This is a genomic window from Amycolatopsis acidicola, from assembly GCF_007713735.2.
Taxonomy (GTDB): Bacteria; Actinomycetota; Actinomycetes; order Mycobacteriales; family Pseudonocardiaceae; genus Amycolatopsis_E; species Amycolatopsis_E acidicola.
The window spans coordinates 54,951-72,615 of sequence record NZ_VMNW02000011.1; the positions used below are offsets into that span (position 1 = coordinate 54,951).

Sequence of the window (17,665 nt, forward strand, 5' to 3'; positions counted from 1 at the left end):
TCGCCGGTTCTCGCCTGTTTTCGAAGTGTCACAGTGCGAGCCTGGCGGAACGGATAGGGGACGAACCCCCTACTTACTTGGCCTTCTCCACGATCCGCACGAGCCGCCACCGCTTGGTGGCCGAGGTCGGGCGGGTCTCCATGAGAACCACGCGGTCACCCTTGCCTGCGGAGTTCTCCTCGTCGTGGGCCTTCACCTTGCTGGTGGAGCGGAGCACCTTGCCGTAGCGGCGGTGCTTCTTGCGGTCCTCCAGCTCGACCACGATCGTCTTGTTCATCTTGTCCGAAACCACGTAGCCCTCACGGACCTTGCGGTAAGCCCGGCCCGAGTCGGCCTTCTGCGCCGGCTGCTTCGCGAGCTCTTCGGTCTGCTCACTCATCAGGCAGCACCTTCTTCATCTTCGCCGTCAGGGGAAACGGACAGGCCCAGCTCCCGCTCGCGCATGATCGTGTAGATCCGCGCGATGTCGGAGCGCACGGTGCGCAGCCGACGGTTGTTGTCCAGCTGTCCGGTGGCCATCTGGAAGCGGAGGTTGAACAGCTCCTCCTTGGCTTCCTTCAGCCGCAGCACGAGCTCCTCGTTGGTGAGCTCACGCAGCTCCGACGGAGCGACTCCGGCTTTCGCCATCAGAACTCACCACCTTCGCGGGTCACGATTCGGCACTTCATGGGCAGCTTGTGGATCGCGCGACGCAGCGCCTCGCGGGCGGTCTGCTCGTTCGGGAAGCTCATCTCGAACATCACGCGGCCCGGCTTGACGTTGGCGATCCACCACTCCGGCGAACCCTTACCGGAACCCATGCGGGTTTCGGCGGGCTTCTTGGTCAGTGGGCGATCCGGGAAGATGTTGATCCAGATCTTGCCGCCACGCTTGATGTGCCGGGTCATGGCGATACGAGCGGACTCGATCTGCCGGTTGGTCACGTAAGCGTGTTCAAGCGCCTGAATGCCGTACTCACCGAAGGTCACCTTGGTGCCGCCCTTGGCCATGCCGGTGCGCTTCGGGTGGTGCTGCTTGCGGTGCTTGACCTTGCGTGGGACGAGCACGCCTCAGCCCTCCGTCTTCTCGGCCGCGGCCGGCGAGCCCTGCGCGGGAGCCTCGCTGGTCGCGACGTCGCTGTCAGTCTTGGCGCCACCGCTGCGCTCCTGGGCCGCGGCCCGGCCGGCCTCGGTCGAGGTCGGCGTGGTGCCCGAAGAGCCGGAGCGGCGCGGGCGGGACGGGCGGTCGCGACGCGGCGCGCGCTCGGCGGCCGCGGCGGCGTCACGCTCGTTCTTCGCCTTCAGGCCACCGACGATGTCGCCCTTGTAGATCCACACCTTCACGCCGATCCGGCCGAACGTGGTGCGGGCCTCGAAGAAGCCGTAGTCGATGTCGGCGCGCAGCGTGTGCAGCGGGACCCGGCCGTCGCGGTAGTGCTCCGACCGCGACATCTCGGCGCCACCGAGGCGGCCACCGCACTGCACGCGGATGCCCTTGACCTGCGGCGAGCGCATCGAGGTCTGGATCGCCTTGCGCATCGCGCGACGGAACGCCACGCGGTTGGACAGCTGCTCCGCGACACCCTGCGCGACGAGCTGGGCGTCGGCCTCGGGGTTCTTCACCTCGAGGATGTTCAGCTGCACCTGCTTCTTGGTCAGCTTCTCCAGCGCGCCGCGGATCCGGTCGGCCTCCGCGCCGCGGCGGCCGATGACGATGCCCGGCCGGGCGGTGTGGATGTCGACGCGGACCCGGTCACGGGTGCGCTCGATCTCGACCTTGGAGATACCGGCGCGTTCCATGCCGGTGGAGAGCAGCTTGCGGATCTTGACGTCCTCGGCCACGTACTCCGCGTACTGCTTGTCGGCGTACCAGCGGGACTTCCAGTCCGTGGTGATCCCGAGCCGGAAGCCGTGCGGGTTGATCTTCTGGCCCACTACCGGCCACCCTTCTTCTTGCCGCTCTTCTTCTCCGGCCGCGATTCCACCTCGACCGTGATGTGGCTCGTCCGCTTGCGGATGCGGTACGCACGCCCCTGGGCGCGCGGCCGGATGCGCTTCAGCGTCGGGCCTTCGTCGGCGTAGGCGTTCTTCACCCACAGCGAGTCGGGGTCGAGGTCCAGGTTGTTCTCCGCGTTCGCGATGGCGCTGGCGAGCACCTTCGCGACCGGCTGGCTGGCGGCCTGCGGCGCGAACCGCAGGATCGCCAGCGCCTCCTGGGCGTTACGACCCTTGATCAGCTCGATCACCCGGCGCACCTTCATCGGCGAGTCCCGGACGAAGCGAGCCCGCGCGTAGGCCGTGGGAAGCTCCTCGGCCTTAGCGTCTGTCTGGGCACTCATTCGTTAGTTCCTCTTCTCGGTGCGCCCGTCAGCGACGGCGCGACTTGCGGTCGTCCTTGATGTGGCCCTTGAAGGTCCGCGTCGGGGCGAACTCGCCCAGCTTGTGACCCACCATCGCCTCGGTGACGAACACCGGGACGTGCTTGCGGCCGTCGTGCACGGCGATCGTGTGCCCGAGCATGTCGGGGGTGATCGTGGACCGGCGGGACCACGTCTTGATCACCGTCTTCTTGCCCGACTCGTTCAGCGCGTCCACCTTCTTGAGCAGGTGGTCATCCACGAACGGGCCTTTTTTCAGACTGCGCGGCATGTTCTTCTACCTCCCTGCTCAGCGCTTCTTGCCGGTACGCCGGCGGCGGACGATCAGTTGGTCGGACGGCTTGCGACGGCGGGTGCGGCCCTCCGGCTTGCCGTTCGGGTTGACGGGGTGGCGACCACCGGACGTCTTGCCCTCACCACCACCGTGCGGGTGGTCGACCGGGTTCATCACGACACCACGGACGGTGGGGCGCTTGCCGCGCCAGCGGTTGCGGCCCGCCTTGCCCCAGTTGATGTTCGAGTGCTCGGAGTTCCCGACCTCGCCGACGGTGGCGCGGTTGCGCACGTCCACGTTGCGGATTTCACCCGAGGGCATCCGCAGCTGGGCGTACGGGCCGTCCTTCGCGACGAGCTGCACCCGGGCACCGGCGGAGCGGGCGATCTTCGCGCCGCCACCGGGGCGGAGCTCGATCGCGTGCACCACGGTGCCGACCGGGATGTTGCGCAGCGGCAAGTTGTTACCCGGCTTGATGTCGGCACGCGGGCCGCTCTCCACCGTGTCGCCCTGCTGGAGCCGCGCCGGCGCGATGATGTAGCGCTTCTCGCCGTCGGCGTAGTGCAGCAGCGCGATCCGGGCCGAGCGGTTCGGGTCGTACTCGATGTGCGCGACCTTGGCCGGGATGCCGTCCTTGTCGTTGCGCCGGAAGTCGATGACCCGGTAGGCCCGCTTGTGGCCGCCACCCTTGTGCCGGGTGGTGATCTTGCCGGACGAGTTGCGGCCGCCGCTCTTGCTCAGCGGGCGCAGCAGCGACTTCTCCGGCGTCGACCGGGTGATCTCGGCGAAGTCCGAAACGCTCGAGCCACGACGGCCCGGCGTCGTCGGCTTGTACTTGCGAATACCCATTGTCTGTTCAGTCCCTTACGCGGCGGGTCCGCCGAAGATCTCGATCGGCTTGCTCTCGGCGGACAGCGTCACGATGGCGCGCTTGGTGTCCTTGCGCTTGCCAAAGCCCGTGCGGGTCCGCTTGCGCTTGCCCTGCCGGTTCAGCGTGTTGACGCTGACGACCTTGACGCCGAAGACCTGCTCGACGGCGATCTTGATCTGCGTCTTGTTGGCGTCCGGCCGGACGACGAACGTGTACTTGTGGTCCTCGAGCAGCCCGTAGGACTTCTCGGAGATCACCGGCGCGAGCAAGATGTCACGCGGGTTGGGAACGGCAACGCTGCTCACTGGTCACTCCCTTCCAGCTCGCTCGACGTCGCGGAAGCCTTGACGGCCTTCCCCTTCGCCGGGCCCTCGACGAACGCGTCGTACGCCGCCTTCGTGAACACGACGTCGTCGTTGACCAGCACGTCGTACGTGTTGAGCTGGTCGAACCAGAGCAGGTGCACGTTCGGCAGGTTGCGCGCCGACAGCCAGGCCAGCTCGTCACCGCGGTGCAGCACCAGCAGCACGCGAGTGGCCTCGGTGACCGCGGCCAGCGTCTTGATGGCGGCCTTCGTCGACGGCTTGTCGTCGGTGACCAGCTCGGTCACGACGTGCACCTGGCCCGCACGCGCCCGGTCGGAGAGGGCACCGCGCAGCGCGGCGGCCTTCATCTTCTTCGGGACGCGCTGGGTGTAGTCGCGCGGCGTGGGGCCGTGCACGGTGCCACCACCGGCGAACTGCGGCGCACGGGTCGAACCCTGGCGGGCGCGGCCGGTGCCCTTCTGCCGGTACGGCTTCTTACCGCCACCGGAGACCTCACCGCGGGTCTTGGTGTCGTGCGTGCCCTGGCGGGCCGCGGCCTGCTGGGCGACGACCACCTGGTGCATCAGCGGCACGTTGGCCTGCACGTCGAAGATCTCCGCGGGGAGCTCGACGGTGCCCTCGGCGCTACCGGCCGGGGTCTTCAGCTCGACGCTGGTCATGCGGTCGCACCACCCTTCGAGGCGGTCTTGACGAACACGAGGCCGCCGGTGGGGCCGGGGACGGCACCCTTGATCAGCAGCAGGCCGTCTTCGGCGCGGACGTCGTGCACGGTCAGGCCCTGCGTGGTGACCCTGACGTTGCCCATCCGGCCTGCCATCCGCAGGCCCTTGAAGACGCGGCCCGGGGTGGCGCAGCCACCGATCGAGCCGGGGGCGCGGTGCTTGGCCTGGTTACCGTGGCTGGCGCCCTGGCCCTTGAACCCGTGCCGCTTCATGACACCGGCGTAGCCCTTGCCCTTGCTCTGCCCGGTGACGTCGACGCGCGAGCCGGCGGGGAACACCTCGGCGGTGATCTCCTGGCCGACCTCGTAGCCACCGGCGTCGGTGGTCCGCAGCTCCACGACGTGGCGGCGCGGGGTGACGCCGGCCTTGTCGAAGTGCCCGGTGCGCGGCTTGTTGACCTTGCGCGGGTCGATGGCGCCGAACGCCAGCTGGACGGCCTCGTAGCCGTCGTTGTCCTTGGTGCGCACCTGGGTGACGACATTCGGCCCGGCCTGCACGACGGTCACCGGAATGATCCGGTTGTCCTCGCCGAAGACCTGGGTCATGCCGAGCTTGGTGCCCAGGATGCCCTTCACTTCCCTGTCAGACATGAGTCTCTTATCTCCGCCGCTCGCCCAACGCTTACTGGATGTTGACGTCGACGCTCGCCGGCAGATCGATGCGCATCAGCGCGTCGACCGTCTTCGGCGTCGGGTCGAGGATGTCGATCAGACGCTTGTGTGTGCGCATCTCGAAGTGCTCGCGCGAGTCCTTGTACTTGTGCGGCGAGCGGATGACGCAGTAAACGTTCTTCTCGGTGGGCAGCGGCACAGGTCCGACGACCGAGGCTCCGGTGCGCGTCACCGTCTCCACGATCTTGCGCGCGCTGGCGTCGATCGCCTCGTGGTCGTAGGCCTTGAGCCTGATGCGGATCTTCTGTCCCGCCATGGTTGCAGCTCGTCCTTACCGTCTTGTGCCGCTATTTCGGCACGTCAGCGTCTTGCTAACCGGTCCACGCGGTCGGGCGTGTCGGCCGCGAAACGCAGACTGATCCGCAGGGGATCATTGTCGTGCCGGTTGGTCCTGTTACTGCCGGAGCCCCGCTCATCTGAGAAAGAAGGGCCGGCACCCAGGCCACTCGTGCCGAGGCGGCCGAATCTGCAATCAGAATCGGCCGCCCCGCAACGAGCAACCCAATTAGTGTCGCATACGTGCTTTCACAACCCAGCCCCGGGGTGGTATAGGCCCCGGGGCTGGGTGGAAATCACTTGACGATCTTGGTTACCTGGCCCGCGCCGACGGTCCGGCCACCCTCGCGGATGGCGAACCGCAGACCCTCGTCCATGGCGACCGGCTGGATCAGCGCCACCGAGATCTCGGTGTTGTCGCCCGGCATGACCATCTCGGTGCCCTCGGGGAGGGTCACGACGCCGGTCACGTCCGTGGTGCGGAAGTAGAACTGCGGGCGGTAGTTGTTGAAGAACGGCGTGTGGCGGCCGCCTTCGTCCTTGGCAAGGATGTAGACCGAGCCCTCGAAGTCGGTGTGCGGGGTGGTGGTCCCCGGCTTCACGACAACCTGGCCGCGCTCCACGTCCTCACGCTTGATACCGCGCAGGAGCAGACCGACGTTGTCACCGGCCTGGCCGGAGTCCAGCAGCTTGCGGAACATCTCGACACCGGTGACGGTGGTCTTGGTCGACTTCTCGCGGATACCCACGATCTCGACCTCTTCGTTGACGTTGATCTGGCCGCGCTCCACACGACCGGTCACGACGGTGCCGCGGCCGGTGATGGTGAAGACGTCCTCGATCGGCATCAGGAACGGACGGTCGAGGTCACGCACCGGGTCCGGCACGTTGTCGTCGACGGCCTGCATGAGCTCGAGCACGGACTCGGCCCACTTGGCGTCGCCCTCGAGAGCCTTGAGGCCCGAGACCTTGACCACCGGGGCGTCGTCGCCGGGGAACTCCTGCGAGGACAGCAGCTCGCGGACCTCGAGCTCGACGAGCTCCAGGATCTCCTCGTCGTCGACCATGTCGGCCTTGTTCAGCGCCACGACGATGTAGGGCACACCGACCTGACGGGCGAGCAGCACGTGCTCACGGGTCTGCGGCATCGGGCCGTCGGTCGCGGCGACCACCAGGATCGCGCCGTCCATCTGGGCGGCACCGGTGATCATGTTCTTGATGTAGTCCGCGTGACCGGGGGCGTCGACGTGCGCGTAGTGACGCTTCTCGGTCTGGTACTCGACGTGCGAGATGTTGATCGTGATACCGCGCTGCTTCTCTTCCGGCGCGTTGTCGATCTGGTCGAACGCCCGGGATTCGTTCAGCTCCGGCCACTTGTCGTGCAGAACCTTGGTGATCGCCGCGGTCAGAGTGGTCTTCCCGTGGTCGACGTGACCGATGGTTCCGATGTTGACGTGCGGCTTGCTCCGCTCGAACTTCGCCTTCGCCACTGGAATGTCCTCCTGGACTGTTGCTTGCTCACCGGCCGACGTGGCAGTCGGACAGCGACTCGATCTGGTCAGTTGTGCGGACCTTAGGGGAGGCCCCTTTCGCGCCCGCGTTGGGTGCTACGGGATTACTCCCCCGTCGCCTTCGCGATGATCTCCTTCGCGACGTTCGAGGGAACCTCGGCGTAGGAGTCGAACTGCATGGAGTAGTTCGCACGACCCTGGGTGCGAGACCGCAGGTCGCCCACGTACCCGAACATCTCCGACAGCGGAACCAGCGCCTTGACGACGCGGGTGCCCGCCCGCTCCTCCATGGCCTGGATCTGGCCACGGCGGGAGTTGAGGTCACCGATGACGTCACCCATGTAGTCCTCGGGCGTGGTCACCTCGACCGCCATCATCGGCTCCAGCAGTGCCGGGCTGGCCTTCTTCGCGGCTTCCTTGAGCGCCATCGAACCGGCGATCTTGAACGCCATCTCCGAAGAGTCGACCTCGTGGTAGGCACCGTCCAACAGGGTCATCTTCAACCCGACGAGCGGGTAGCCGGCCAGCACGCCGTACTGCATGGCGTCCTGCGCGCCCGCGTCCACCGAGGGGATGTACTCCCGGGGGATGCGGCCACCGGTGACCTTGTTGTCGAACTCGTAGAGCGCACCGTCAGTGGTGGCCAGCGGCTCCAGCTTGATGATCACCTTGGCGAACTGACCGGAGCCACCGGTCTGCTTCTTGTGCACGTAGTCGAGCTTGTCGACCGTCTTGCGGATGGTCTCCCGGTAGGCGACCTGGGGCTTGCCGATGTTCGCCTCGACCTTGTAGTCGGACTTCATCCGGTTCACCAGCACCTCGAGGTGCAGCTCACCCATGCCGGCGATGATCGTCTGCCCGGTCTCCTCGTCCAGCTGGACCTGGAAGGTGGGGTCCTCCTCGGCCAGCTTCTGGATCGCGGTGGACAGCTTCTCCTGGTCCGCCTTCGTCTTCGGCTCGATGGCCACCCGGATGACGGGCTCCGGGAAGGTCATCGACTCCAGGACGATGGGCTTCTGCGGGTCGCACAGGGTGTCACCGGTCGTGGTGTCCTTCAGCCCGATGACCGCGTAGATGTGGCCAGCCTGGGCGTCGTCGACCGGGTTCTCCTTGTTGGAGTGCATCTGGAAGATCTTCCCGATGCGCTCCTTGCGGTCCTTGGTCGAGTTCACGACCTGTGCACCGCCCGCGACCTTGCCCGAGTAGACCCGGATGTAGGTCAGCTTGCCGAAGAACGGGTGCGCGGCGATCTTGAACGCCAGCGCGGAGAACGGCTCTTCGGTGGACGCCTTGCGCGAAGCCGGGGTCTCGCCGTCGGGCAGGAAGCCCTCGACGGCGGGCACGTCCAGCGGCGACGGCAGGTAGTCGATGACCGCGTCAAGCATGGGCTGCACGCCCTTGTTCTTGAACGCGGAACCGGCCAGCACGGGGAACGCCTCGCGGGTGACGACGAGCTTCCGGATCCCGGACTTGATCTCGTCCTCGGTCAGCTCCTCGCCCTCGAGGAACTTCTCCATCAGCGAGTCGTCGGTCTCGGCGACGGCCTCGATGAGCTTCTCGCGGTACTCCGCGGCCAGCTCGGCCATGTCGGCCGGGATGTCCTCGACGGCGTAGTCCTCGCCCTTCTTGACCTCACCGCGCCAGACGAGCGCCTTCATGCGGACCAGGTCGACGACGCCTTCGAACTCGTTCTCGGCGCCGATCGGCAGCTGGATCGCCACCGGCTTCACGCCGAGGCGGTCGGTGATGGTCTTCAGGGTGAAGTAGAAGTCCGCACCCAGCTTGTCCATCTTGTTGACGAAGCAGATGCGCGGGACTTCGTACTTGTCGGCCTGGCGCCAGACCTGCTCGGACTGCGGTTCGACACCTTCCTTGCCGTCGAACACCGCGACGGCACCGTCGAGCACGCGCAGGTTGCGCTCCACCTCGACGGTGAAGTCGACGTGACCCGGCGTGTCGATCAGGTTGATCTGGTAGTCGCCCCAGAAGGTGGTGGTGGCAGCCGAGGTGATGGTGATACCCCGCTTCTGCTCCTCCTCCATCCAGTCCATCGTCGCGGCGCCGTCGTGCACCTCGCCGATCTTGTAGTTGATCCCGGTGTAGAACAGGATCCGCTCGGTCGTCGTGGTCTTACCGGCGTCGATGTGGGCCATGATGCCGATGTTGCGGACCTTGTTGAGGTCTGTCAGCACGTCGCGTGCCACTGCAATGTTCCCCTGTCTGGAAGCGTGGGGCCCGGCCTGGCTTCATCCGGCAGCCGGGCGGCGATCACCAACGGTAGTGGGCGAAAGCCTTGTTCGATTCGGCCATCTTGTGCGTGTCCTCGCGGCGCTTCACGCTTGCCCCGAGGCCGTTGCTCGCGTCGAGCAGCTCGTTCTGCAGACGCTCGATCATGGTCTTCTCGCGGCGAGCCTGCGAGAAGGAGACCAGCCAGCGCAGCGCGAGGGTGGTCGAGCGGCCGGGCTTGACCTCGATCGGCACCTGGTAGGTGGCGCCACCGACGCGGCGGCTCTTCACCTCGATGGCGGGCTTCACGTTGTCGAGCGCACGCTTGAGCGTGACGACCGGGTCGGTGCCGGTCTTCTCCCTGGCACCCTCGAGCGCGCCGTAGACGATGCGCTCGGCGAGGGACCGCTTGCCGTCCTTCAGCACCTTGTTCACCAGCTGGGTGACCAGCGGCGAGGCGTAGACGGGGTCCGAGATCAGCGGCCGCTTCGGCGCGGGACCCTTGCGAGGCATTAGCTCTTCTCCTTCTTCGCGCCGTACCGGCTACGCGCCTGCTTGCGGTTCTTGACACCCTGGGTGTCGAGGGAACCGCGAATGATCTTGTAGCGGACGCCGGGGAGGTCCTTCACACGACCACCGCGCACGAGCACCATCGAGTGCTCCTGCAGGTTGTGGCCCTCGCCCGGGATGTAGGCGGTGACCTCGATGCCGCTGGTCAGCTTCACACGCGCGACCTTGCGCAGCGCCGAGTTCGGCTTCTTGGGCGTGGTGGTGTACACGCGGGTGCACACGCCGCGCCGCTGCGGGCTCCCCTTGAGCGCCGCGGTCTTCTGCTTGGCAGCCTTGTCCTGGCGGCCCTTGCGGACCAGCTGCTGGATCGTGGGCAATGGACCAGCTTTCTGTCGCGTACTGCTTGTTCGTGTTCGGGTTCCCCGGCCCCCGAGGTCGGGCGTGTCGGCCCGCGTCTGGGCCTCACGGCCGGTAACGTTCCCTCGGATTTCCGCGGAGCTCCGCTTCGCCGCCGCGGCTACCGGGATGCCCTCGACACCTAGGTCTTCGAACACCCGGCGAGCCGAATGGCACGCAGAGCGGCCCAGCGCGTGCCGGGCACAGTCGTCAAAGATACCCGCCCGTTTCGGGCCCTCCGACAGCGGGGTCGGCTAAAGCCCGCACATGGGCAGGGACGGGTGGCTCGGCTTTCCAGCTTAGCGGAATCTCCGGCCGGAACGGAGCATTCTCATGCCCCGGGCGGTTCCCCCGTCGGCCTGTGCAACGGATGGCGCCGGGAGTTCATTCCCAACCCGTACGGGTGATCACAATCAGGTGATTTGTCCGGACTTGCCCCGGATCGCGAACCGGTCGGCCATCATGAACTCGCCCTGGCAGCCAAGCAACGGGAGGCGTCGTGTCGGCCGAGTTCGACCAGCTTGTCGCGCAGTTCGAGCAGTTCCAGTCGAAGCTCCACCGGGTCGACGAGCAGCTCACCGACGTTGGCCAGATGCAGCAGGAGATCACCGGGCTCACGGCGACGGCGAAATCGCCGGACGGCGCGGTCACCGTCGTGGCCGGGCCCGGCGGCGCGATCCAGGACATCCGCTTCGCCGACAACGCGCTGCGCCAGTCGACGCAGGCGCTGTCGGCCTCGGTGATGTCCACCCTCCAGCAGGCGGTCGCGGAGGTCGCGCGCAAACAGGCGAAGACGGTGGAGGCCCACCTCGGCACCGGGATGAACCTGCTGGACCAGGTCCTGGAGACGCAGGCCGAGCTGTTCGGCACCTCCCCCGAACAGCTGCGCGCCTCCCTCGAGGAGGAGAGCCGGCCGCCGGTGCGCGACGAGGACATGTCCGAGCAGACGTTCCTGCACCGGGAGGAACCACAACGCCGTCCCGCACCTCCCACCGGTGGGAACGACAGCTCGGGAAGCCGTTTCCTCAATCTCTACGACGAGGAGGACCGCTGATGGGTACGGGACACGCCGTGGTCGTGGCGGCGCTGCGCGAGTACTCCGGGAAGCTCGACGGGGACGTCGCCGTGCCCAAGGAGGTCTCCGGGCTGGTCGACCAGTCCGATGTCGGGGACAAGTCCTGGGGTGTCGTCGGCCTGTTCGTGAAGGAGAAGTACACGGACATGCTCGGCGACCTCAAGGACCTGCTGACGGAGATGGGCGCCGGGCTGCAGGCCGCGAGCCAGAAGTTCGGCTCGGCCGCGAACGCCTACGAGCAGCACGAGGACGACAGCAAGCAGCTGCTCGGTGAAATCCTCAACGTGCTGCAGGCACCGGCCCCGAACCGTACGCCGACGATGGGCCCCGCGCCCGAGGGGAACTGACCCATGAGCGAGGACGAGGTCACCGGGCAGCAGACCGGCATCAAGATCAAGAAGCAGGACGACCCCGGGTTCATCAAGACCGACGCCGACTCGCTCATCGGGGCGCTGCCCGGCCCCGTCAGCAGCGGCTACAGCACGTTCAAGAGCATCAAAGACGCGGCGGGCGACGGCAAGGTCACCGGCGGCGAGGTCGCCGGAATCGCCGGCAGCGCGGCGGGTTTCGTCAGCTCCTGCATGAGCGTGTCGAGCATCGCGACGGATCCGATCGGCTGGCTCGTCGGGCAGGGGCTGAACTTCCTGATGTCGGTGGTGCAGCCGCTGCAGGACGCGATCCACTTCGTCAGCGGCGACGGCCCCGCGCTGTCGAAGGCGGCCGAGAACTTCGGCTCGATCGCGACGGGATTGCAGCAGTACAGCCAAAAATTCATTCAGGAGGCGCAGGCTTCGCTCGCCAACTGGGACGGCGACGCGGCCGACGCCGCCGCGGCGAAGCTGGCGCGGTTCTCCCAGGGCATCAACGGCATCGCCGGGCAGTCCGGGGACATCGCGCAGCTGCTGCAGATCTCCAGCATGGTCATGACGGTGATCGAGGAGTTCATCAAGGCCATCCTCACCGAGCTGATCACCTGGCTGATCATGATCTGGATCCCGGCGCTGGCCGCCGCGGTGCCGACGTGTGGCGGTTCGACGGCCGCCGCGGGCACCGCGACCGGCGTGCGCACCGTGCAGACGGGATCGAAGGTCAGCAAGTACGTCCAGAAACTCAAGGAGCTGCTCGACACCATCAAGAACTTCTTGGTGAAGCTCAAGGACTTCTTCGGGAAGTGGAAGGGCAACTTCAAGGAGGTCATGGACACCAAGGCGATGCAGAGCGGCCTCGCGAAGCTGGAGGCGCAGAGCGCCAAGGAAGCAGGCCGAAGCGCGAGCGTGGGAACAAAGCTGCAGAGCGCTGAGGGTGGCATGGTCGGCGAGCGGGCATACCTGGGCGCGGGCAAGAGCTTCGGTAAGGAAACGAAGAAGGCGGGCCTCGGCACAGTCGGCCTCGGCGGTCTGGTGAACGGCAAAGGCGAGATCGAAATCCCAGGGACGGCGAAGGGCCGTACGCAATTGGGCGTCGATGCCGCGGGAAAGGCCGCGAAATACGGCTCCGATGGCGAAAAGGCCGCGGGCTACGGCCAAACCGGCGAAGACGAGACGCCCGAAGAAACCAGCGACGAGCTGAACTTCTGACCAGGCAAGGAGAATCGGCGCGATGAGCATCAACGCCGGTAGCGTGCTCGTCTCGATCGCGGTGCTCGCGTTCGTGGTCTGGCTGGTCTGGTCCTTGTCTTCTCCGGTCGTGTTCCGGCGGGTCCAGCTACCGCGACTGGCACGAGAACACGGCTGGCGGCTGAGGAAACGGCAGCGAGGCGCTCCCCGCGATCTGCCCGGCGACGGTGGGCAGGGCTGGGAGGTTCCGCTCCCGGAAACCGACGTCGAATTCCTCGGTCGCTACCGGGGACGGCCGGTGCACGGGGTGCAGATCTCCGTGCGCAAGGGTGTTTCCTATGACGCGCTCCATGACCAGTACTCGGCCAACGTCAAGACCTACTCGGTGGTGAGTACGGCGCTGTCCGACCGGCCCTTCGACGGTTTTCACGACCGGAACCGCGGTGTCGCCGTCAACGGGGACCCGATGGCGCTGTACCAGGATTTCGCGGACTGGGCCCGCAACCGCAAGCCCGAGACGAAAGACGACGTGCACAACGAAGGCTCGGGCCTGCGCTCAGTGAGCTGGCGCGGCAATCTGAACCGCAAGCGGCTGCTGCGCGTACTGGACGAGCTGACGGCGGGCTGACGGCGCGAAACGGGGCCCGGGAAAGCCCGGGCCCCGTTCGTGGAGCGTGCCTAGTCCTCGTCGGCCTTCGCGTGGTCCGGTTTACCCGGGTTGGGGTCACGGGAAAGGTCGATCGCGGGGTGCCGCGGCGCCCCTTCCGGCGCGGCGTGCCTGCCGGACTTCGGACTCTCCTCCTGGCGTTCGTTCTCTTCCTCGGTGTTCACAACGCCCTCCTCGTTTTCTCGCGTACGCGTGAACCTCCCGCGCGACACGCTACCGCCCAAAAGCGAAGGCCCCGGGATGCGGGAGGCATCCCGGGGCCTTGCGGCACTACGAACAGATCAGCGGAAGTCGCGACCGAAGTCGTAGTCGTCGAGCGGAACGGCGGCGCCGGTACCCGTGCCGAACACGTCCGGGGTGTAGTAGCCGTCGTCGTAGGACGGGATGGCGTACGCCGCCACCCTGGCCTCCTCGGTCGGCTGCACCTGGATGTTGCGGTACCGGTTGATGCCGGTGCCGGCCGGGATCAGCTTACCGATGATCACGTTCTCCTTGAGGCCGACGAGCTTGTCGCTGCGGCCGTTGATCGCCGCGTCGGTCAGGACACGCGTGGTCTCCTGGAACGACGCCGCCGACAGCCACGAGTCCGTGGTCAGCGAGGCCTTCGTGATCCCCATCAGCACCGGGCGACCGGAGGCGGGCTCGCCGCCCTCGGCCACCGAGGCCCGGTTCGTCGCTTCGAACTTGGTGCGCTCGGGGAGCTCACCAGGCAGGAAGTCGGTCGAACCGGAGTCGATGATCGTGACCCGGCGCAGCATCTGCCGGACGATCACCTCGATGTGCTTGTCGTGGATCGACACACCCTGCGCCCGGTACACCTTCTGGACCTCGTCCACCAGGTGCATCTGCGCCTCGCGCGGCCCCATCACACGCAGCACCTCGTGCGGGTCCGGCGTGCCTTCGAGCAGCAGCTGCCCGACGGACACGTGGTCGCCGTCGGCCAGCGGGCCGGTCGGGGTGTTGGCCAGGCGCTGACGCTTCGACAGCTTGTCGAAGACGATCTCCTCGCCACCGTCGTCCGGGATCAGCGTGATCTTCCAGAACCGCTCGCTCTCCTCGATGCGCACGCGGCCATCGACGTCGGCGATCGGCGCCTTGCCCTTCGGGACACGGGCCTCGAACAGCTCCGTGACACGCGGCAGACCCGTGGTGATGTCGTCACCGGCGACACCACCCTGGTGGAAGGTACGCATCGTCAGCTGGGTACCGGGCTCACCGATCGACTGGGCGGCGACGATACCCACGGCCTCGCCGACGTCCACCAGCTTGCCGGTGGCCATCGAGCGGCCGTAGCAAGTGGCACACACACCGACCGCGGACTCACAGGTGAGCACGCTGCGGACCTTGACCTTGAGGATCCCGCTGGTGATCAGCTTCTCGATCGCCGGGTCACCGAGGTCATCCGTGGCGTTGAGCACCACGTTGCCCTGCGCGTCCGTGGCGTCGGTGGCCAGGGTGCGGGCGTACGCGGCGGTCTCGACGTGCTGCGTGCGCACGATCCGGCCGTCGCCGAGGTCCTCACCGATGACCATGTTGATGCCACGGCTGGTGCCACAGTCGACCTCGCGGACGATGACGTCCTGCGACACGTCCACCAGACGACGGGTCAGGTAACCCGAGTCGGCGGTACGCAGCGCGGTGTCGGCCAGACCCTTCCGGGCACCGTGGGTGGCGATGAAGTACTCGGCCACCGACAGGCCCTCGCGGAAGTTCGCCTTGATCGGGCGCGGGATGTACTCACCCTTCGGGTTCGACACCAGCCCACGCATCCCGGCGAGCGAACGGACCTGGGTCATGTTGCCCGCCGCCCCGGACTTCACGATCACGGAGATCGGGTTGGTCTCAGGGAAGTGGTCCTCCATGACCTTGGCGACGTCGTCCGTCGCCTGGCTCCAGACCTTGACCAGCTCGTTGTTGCGCTCGGCGTGCGAGAGCTGACCACGCTGGTAGCGCTTCTCGACCTGGTCGGCCTTGGCCTCGTACTGGTCCAGGATCTCCTTCTTCTCCGGCGGCACGACCACGTCGGTGATCGACACCGTCACGCCGGAGCGGGTGGCCCAGTAGAAGCCGGCGTCCTTGAGCCGGTCCAGGGTCTGCGCGACCTGCGTCATCGAGTACCGCTCGGCCAGGTCGTTCACGATCGCGGCCTGCCGCTTCTTCGGCATCGGCTCGTTCACGAACGGGTAGTCCGGCGGCAGCAGCTCGTTGAACAGCACCCGGCCGAGGCTGGTCTCGGCCAGCCACGTCTGACCCGGCTCCCAGCCGGCTTCGGTGAGGCGGGCCTCGTCGGCCTTGCTCGGCTGCCGGTCGTTGATCCGGATCTTGATCGGGGCGTGCAGGCTCAGCGCCTTGCGGTCGAAGGCCATGATGGCCTCGGCCGGCGAGGAGTAGGCCTGCCCGGCGCCGGTCGCGGTCTCGTCGAGACGGGTCAGGTGGAACAGCCCCGTGACCATGTCCAGTCGCGGCATGGCGAGCGGACGGCCCGACGCCGGCGACAGGATGTTGTTCGCCGAGAGCATCAGGATCCGGGCCTCGGCCTGTGCCTCGGCCGACAGCGGCAGGTGCACCGCCATCTGGTCACCGTCGAAGTCCGCGTTGAACGCCTCGCAGACCAGCGGGTGCAGCTGGATGGCCTTGCCTTCCACCAGCTGCGGCTCGAAGGCCTGGATGCCGAGGCGGTGCAGGGTCGGCGCACGGTTGAGCAGCACCGGGTGCCCGGTGATGACCTCTTCCAGCACGTCCCACACCGCGGGCCGCGCGCGCTCCACCATCCGCTTGGCGGACTTGATGTTCTGCGCGTGGTTCAGGTCGACCAGCCGCTTCATGACGAACGGCTTGAACAGCTCGAGCGCCATGTCCTTGGGCAGACCGCACTGGTGCAGCTTCAGCTGCGGGCCGACGATGATGACCGAACGGCCCGAGTAGTCGACGCGCTTGCCGAGCAGGTTCTGGCGGAACCGGCCCTGCTTGCCCTTGAGCAGGTCGGACAGCGACTTCAGCGGCCGGTTGCCCGGGCCGGTGACCGGACGCCCGCGGCGGCCGTTGTCGAACAGCGCGTCGACGGCCTCCTGCAGCATCCGCTTCTCGTTGTTGACGATGATCTCGGGCGCGCCGAGGTCGATCAGCCGCTTGAGGCGGTTGTTCCGGTTGATGACCCGGCGGTACAGGTCGTTCAGGTCGGAGGTGGCGAACCGGCCACCGTCGAGCTGCACCATCGGGCGCAGGTCCGGCGGGATGACCGGGACGGCGTCGAGCACCATGCCGCGCGGGTCGTTGCCGGTGGCCTGGAAGGCCGCCACGACCTTGAGCCGCTTCAGCGCGCGGAGCTTCTTCTGCCCCTTGCCGTTGCGGATGGTGTCGCGCAGGTTCTCCGCCTCGGCGGCCACGTCGAACTCGGTGGCCAGCTTCTGGATGGCCTCCGCGCCCATGCCGCCGGTGAAGTACTCGCCGTAGCGGTCGAACAGCTCGCGGTAGAGCTGCTCGTCCGCGATCAGCTGCCGGGAGTCGAGCTTGGTGAAGGTGGTCCAGATCTCCTCGAGCCGGTCCAGCTCACGCTGGGCCCGGTCGCGGAGCTGGCGCATCTCGCGCTCGCCGCCCTCCTTGACCTTGCGGCGGGCGTCGGACTTGGCGCCCTCGGCCTCCAGCTGGGCCAGGTCGGCCTCGAGCTTCTGCGCGCGGGCCTCGATGTCGGAGTCGCGCTTGAGCTCGATGTTCTTGCGCTCGACGCCGATCTCGTTCTCGAGCGTCGGCAGGTCGTTGTGCCGCAGCTCGGAGTTCACGCCCGTGATCACGTAGGCCGCGAAGTAGATGATCTTCTCGAGGTCCTTCGGGGCCAGGTCCAGCAGGTAACCCAGCCGCGAGGGCACACCCTTGAAGTACCAGATGTGGGTGACCGGAGCGGCCAGCTCGATGTGGCCCATCCGCTCACGCCGCACCTTGGCACGGGTCACCTCGACACCACAGCGCTCGCAGATGATGCCCTTGAAGCGAACCCGCTTGTACTTACCGCAGTAGCACTCCCAGTCCCGGGTGGGGCCGAAGATCTTCTCGCAGAAGAGGCCGTCCTTCTCGGGCTTGAGCGTGCGGTAGTTGATGGTCTCCGGCTTCTTCACCTCGCCGAAGGACCACTGACGGATGTCGTCGGCGGTCGCGAGGCCGATCCGGAGCTCATCGAAGTAATTGACGTCCAACACGCGGTTGCATCCCCTTGGAAATAGAGGTGGCTAAC

Annotated in this window: 21 protein-coding genes; 4 read left to right on the forward strand and 17 right to left on the reverse strand. The window is 67.0% G+C overall.

Annotated elements, in window-relative coordinates:
* Positions 1 to 73 precede the first annotated feature (73 nt).
* The 15 genes from rpsQ to rpsL all read right to left on the reverse strand — a co-directional run bounded on the left by rpsQ (position 74) and on the right by rpsL (position 10,120).
* Positions 74 to 379 carry a 30S ribosomal protein S17 gene (rpsQ, locus tag FPZ12_RS10350; RefSeq protein ID WP_144747639.1) on the reverse strand — a complete coding sequence of 102 codons (306 nt, stop codon included), beginning with the start codon at positions 377 to 379 and terminating at the stop codon, positions 74 to 76.
* Positions 379 to 627: a 50S ribosomal protein L29 gene (gene rpmC, locus FPZ12_RS10355; RefSeq protein ID WP_144747637.1), complete on the reverse strand. Its 249-nt coding sequence runs from the start codon at positions 625 to 627 to the stop codon at positions 379 to 381. The genes rpsQ and rpmC overlap by 1 nt, the downstream gene beginning before the upstream one ends.
* Positions 627 to 1,046: a 50S ribosomal protein L16 gene (rplP, locus tag FPZ12_RS10360; protein WP_144747635.1), complete on the reverse strand. Its 420-nt coding sequence runs from the start codon at positions 1,044 to 1,046 to the stop codon at positions 627 to 629. Before rplP ends, rpmC begins: the two co-directional genes overlap by 1 nt.
* A gap of 3 nt (positions 1,047 to 1,049) precedes the next feature.
* A complete protein-coding gene (rpsC, locus tag FPZ12_RS10365) occupies positions 1,050 to 1,913 on the reverse strand; it encodes a 30S ribosomal protein S3 (protein ID WP_144747633.1) in 864 nt (287 codons plus the stop codon).
* Positions 1,913 to 2,317 (reverse strand): 50S ribosomal protein L22, encoded by a 405-nt coding sequence (gene rplV / locus FPZ12_RS10370; RefSeq protein ID WP_144747631.1) that lies wholly within the window; start codon positions 2,315 to 2,317, stop codon positions 1,913 to 1,915. Before rplV ends, rpsC begins: the two co-directional genes overlap by 1 nt.
* Before the next feature lie 28 nt (positions 2,318 to 2,345).
* Positions 2,346 to 2,627: a 30S ribosomal protein S19 gene (gene rpsS, locus FPZ12_RS10375; protein ID WP_144747629.1), complete on the reverse strand. Its 282-nt coding sequence runs from the start codon at positions 2,625 to 2,627 to the stop codon at positions 2,346 to 2,348.
* An 18-nt stretch (positions 2,628 to 2,645) separates the two neighbouring features.
* Entirely contained in the window at positions 2,646 to 3,479 is an 834-nt protein-coding gene (gene rplB / locus FPZ12_RS10380; protein WP_144747628.1) for a 50S ribosomal protein L2, read from the reverse strand.
* A 15-nt stretch (positions 3,480 to 3,494) separates the two neighbouring features.
* A complete protein-coding gene (rplW, locus tag FPZ12_RS10385; RefSeq protein ID WP_144747627.1) occupies positions 3,495 to 3,806 on the reverse strand; it encodes a 50S ribosomal protein L23 in 312 nt (103 codons plus the stop codon).
* Positions 3,803 to 4,486, reverse strand: coding sequence for a 50S ribosomal protein L4 (gene rplD / locus FPZ12_RS10390; RefSeq protein ID WP_144747626.1), 684 nt, complete (start codon positions 4,484 to 4,486; stop codon positions 3,803 to 3,805). Before rplD ends, rplW begins: the two co-directional genes overlap by 4 nt.
* On the reverse strand, positions 4,483 to 5,139 hold the full coding sequence (gene rplC / locus FPZ12_RS10395; protein ID WP_144747625.1) for a 50S ribosomal protein L3: 657 nt from the start codon (positions 5,137 to 5,139) through the stop codon (positions 4,483 to 4,485). The genes rplD and rplC overlap by 4 nt, the downstream gene beginning before the upstream one ends.
* 31 nt (positions 5,140 to 5,170) lie before the next feature.
* Entirely contained in the window at positions 5,171 to 5,476 is a 306-nt protein-coding gene (rpsJ, locus tag FPZ12_RS10400) for a 30S ribosomal protein S10 (RefSeq protein WP_003883485.1), read from the reverse strand.
* Between the two features lie 316 nt (positions 5,477 to 5,792).
* Positions 5,793 to 6,986, reverse strand: a complete 1,194-nt coding sequence (tuf, locus tag FPZ12_RS10405; RefSeq protein ID WP_144747624.1) for an elongation factor Tu — start codon at positions 6,984 to 6,986, stop codon at positions 5,793 to 5,795.
* A 125-nt stretch (positions 6,987 to 7,111) separates the two neighbouring features.
* Complete coding sequence (gene fusA, locus FPZ12_RS10410; RefSeq protein ID WP_144747623.1) at positions 7,112 to 9,211, reverse strand: elongation factor G; 2,100 nt, start codon at positions 9,209 to 9,211, stop codon at positions 7,112 to 7,114.
* 64 nt (positions 9,212 to 9,275) lie between these two features.
* Positions 9,276 to 9,746, reverse strand: a complete 471-nt coding sequence (rpsG, locus tag FPZ12_RS10415) for a 30S ribosomal protein S7 (RefSeq protein ID WP_144643238.1) — start codon at positions 9,744 to 9,746, stop codon at positions 9,276 to 9,278.
* Positions 9,746 to 10,120, reverse strand: coding sequence for a 30S ribosomal protein S12 (gene rpsL, locus FPZ12_RS10420; protein WP_003102113.1), 375 nt, complete (start codon positions 10,118 to 10,120; stop codon positions 9,746 to 9,748). Before rpsL ends, rpsG begins: the two co-directional genes overlap by 1 nt.
* Before the next feature lie 518 nt (positions 10,121 to 10,638).
* Here rpsL and FPZ12_RS10425 point away from each other — a divergent pair.
* From FPZ12_RS10425 to FPZ12_RS10440, 4 genes are read left to right on the forward strand one after another with little or no spacing between them, the layout of a single operon-like run.
* The gene (locus tag FPZ12_RS10425) at positions 10,639 to 11,193 is read left to right on the forward strand and encodes a YbaB/EbfC family nucleoid-associated protein (RefSeq protein ID WP_144747622.1); all 555 of its coding nucleotides are present in this window, start codon (positions 10,639 to 10,641) and stop codon (positions 11,191 to 11,193) included.
* Complete coding sequence (locus FPZ12_RS10430) at positions 11,193 to 11,561, forward strand: WXG100 family type VII secretion target (RefSeq protein ID WP_144747620.1); 369 nt, start codon at positions 11,193 to 11,195, stop codon at positions 11,559 to 11,561. The genes FPZ12_RS10425 and FPZ12_RS10430 overlap by 1 nt, the downstream gene beginning before the upstream one ends.
* Before the next feature lie 3 nt (positions 11,562 to 11,564).
* Positions 11,565 to 12,791 carry a WXG100 family type VII secretion target gene (locus tag FPZ12_RS10435; protein ID WP_243769777.1) on the forward strand — a complete coding sequence of 409 codons (1,227 nt, stop codon included), beginning with the start codon at positions 11,565 to 11,567 and terminating at the stop codon, positions 12,789 to 12,791.
* Between the two features lie 22 nt (positions 12,792 to 12,813).
* Positions 12,814 to 13,398: a hypothetical protein gene (locus tag FPZ12_RS10440; RefSeq protein WP_144747619.1), complete on the forward strand. Its 585-nt coding sequence runs from the start codon at positions 12,814 to 12,816 to the stop codon at positions 13,396 to 13,398.
* 50 nt (positions 13,399 to 13,448) lie between these two features.
* Here FPZ12_RS10440 and FPZ12_RS45525 read toward each other — a convergent pair whose 3' ends face one another.
* On the reverse strand, positions 13,449 to 13,601 hold the full coding sequence (locus FPZ12_RS45525) for a hypothetical protein (RefSeq protein WP_166462677.1): 153 nt from the start codon (positions 13,599 to 13,601) through the stop codon (positions 13,449 to 13,451).
* 117 nt (positions 13,602 to 13,718) lie between these two features.
* Positions 13,719 to 17,630 (reverse strand): DNA-directed RNA polymerase subunit beta', encoded by a 3,912-nt coding sequence (locus tag FPZ12_RS10445; protein ID WP_144747618.1) that lies wholly within the window; start codon positions 17,628 to 17,630, stop codon positions 13,719 to 13,721.
* Positions 17,631 to 17,665: the final 35 nt, after the last annotated feature.

Bases quoted from the DNA above. Each gene is read 5' to 3' on its own strand.
- rpmC (WP_144747637.1), bottom strand. From the start codon at position 627: ATGGCGAAAGCCGGAGTCGCTCCGTCGGAGCTGCGTGAGCTCACCAAC.
- rplC (WP_144747625.1), bottom strand. From the start codon at position 5,139: ATGTCTGACAGGGAAGTGAAGGGCATCCTGGGCACCAAGCTCGGCATG.
- rplB (WP_144747628.1), bottom strand. From the start codon at position 3,479: ATGGGTATTCGCAAGTACAAGCCGACGACGCCGGGCCGTCGTGGCTCG.
- rplV (WP_144747631.1), bottom strand. From the start codon at position 2,317: ATGAGTGCCCAGACAGACGCTAAGGCCGAGGAGCTTCCCACGGCCTAC.
- rpsJ (WP_003883485.1), bottom strand. From the start codon at position 5,476: ATGGCGGGACAGAAGATCCGCATCAGGCTCAAGGCCTACGACCACGAG.
- FPZ12_RS10435 (WP_243769777.1), top strand. From the start codon at position 11,565: ATGAGCGAGGACGAGGTCACCGGGCAGCAGACCGGCATCAAGATCAAG.
- rpsS (WP_144747629.1), bottom strand. From the start codon at position 2,627: ATGCCGCGCAGTCTGAAAAAAGGCCCGTTCGTGGATGACCACCTGCTC.
- rpsG (WP_144643238.1), bottom strand. From the start codon at position 9,746: ATGCCTCGCAAGGGTCCCGCGCCGAAGCGGCCGCTGATCTCGGACCCC.
- rpsQ (WP_144747639.1), bottom strand. From the start codon at position 379: ATGAGTGAGCAGACCGAAGAGCTCGCGAAGCAGCCGGCGCAGAAGGCC.
- rplD (WP_144747626.1), bottom strand. From the start codon at position 4,486: ATGACCAGCGTCGAGCTGAAGACCCCGGCCGGTAGCGCCGAGGGCACC.
- FPZ12_RS10440 (WP_144747619.1), top strand. From the start codon at position 12,814: ATGAGCATCAACGCCGGTAGCGTGCTCGTCTCGATCGCGGTGCTCGCG.
- FPZ12_RS10430 (WP_144747620.1), top strand. From the start codon at position 11,193: ATGGGTACGGGACACGCCGTGGTCGTGGCGGCGCTGCGCGAGTACTCC.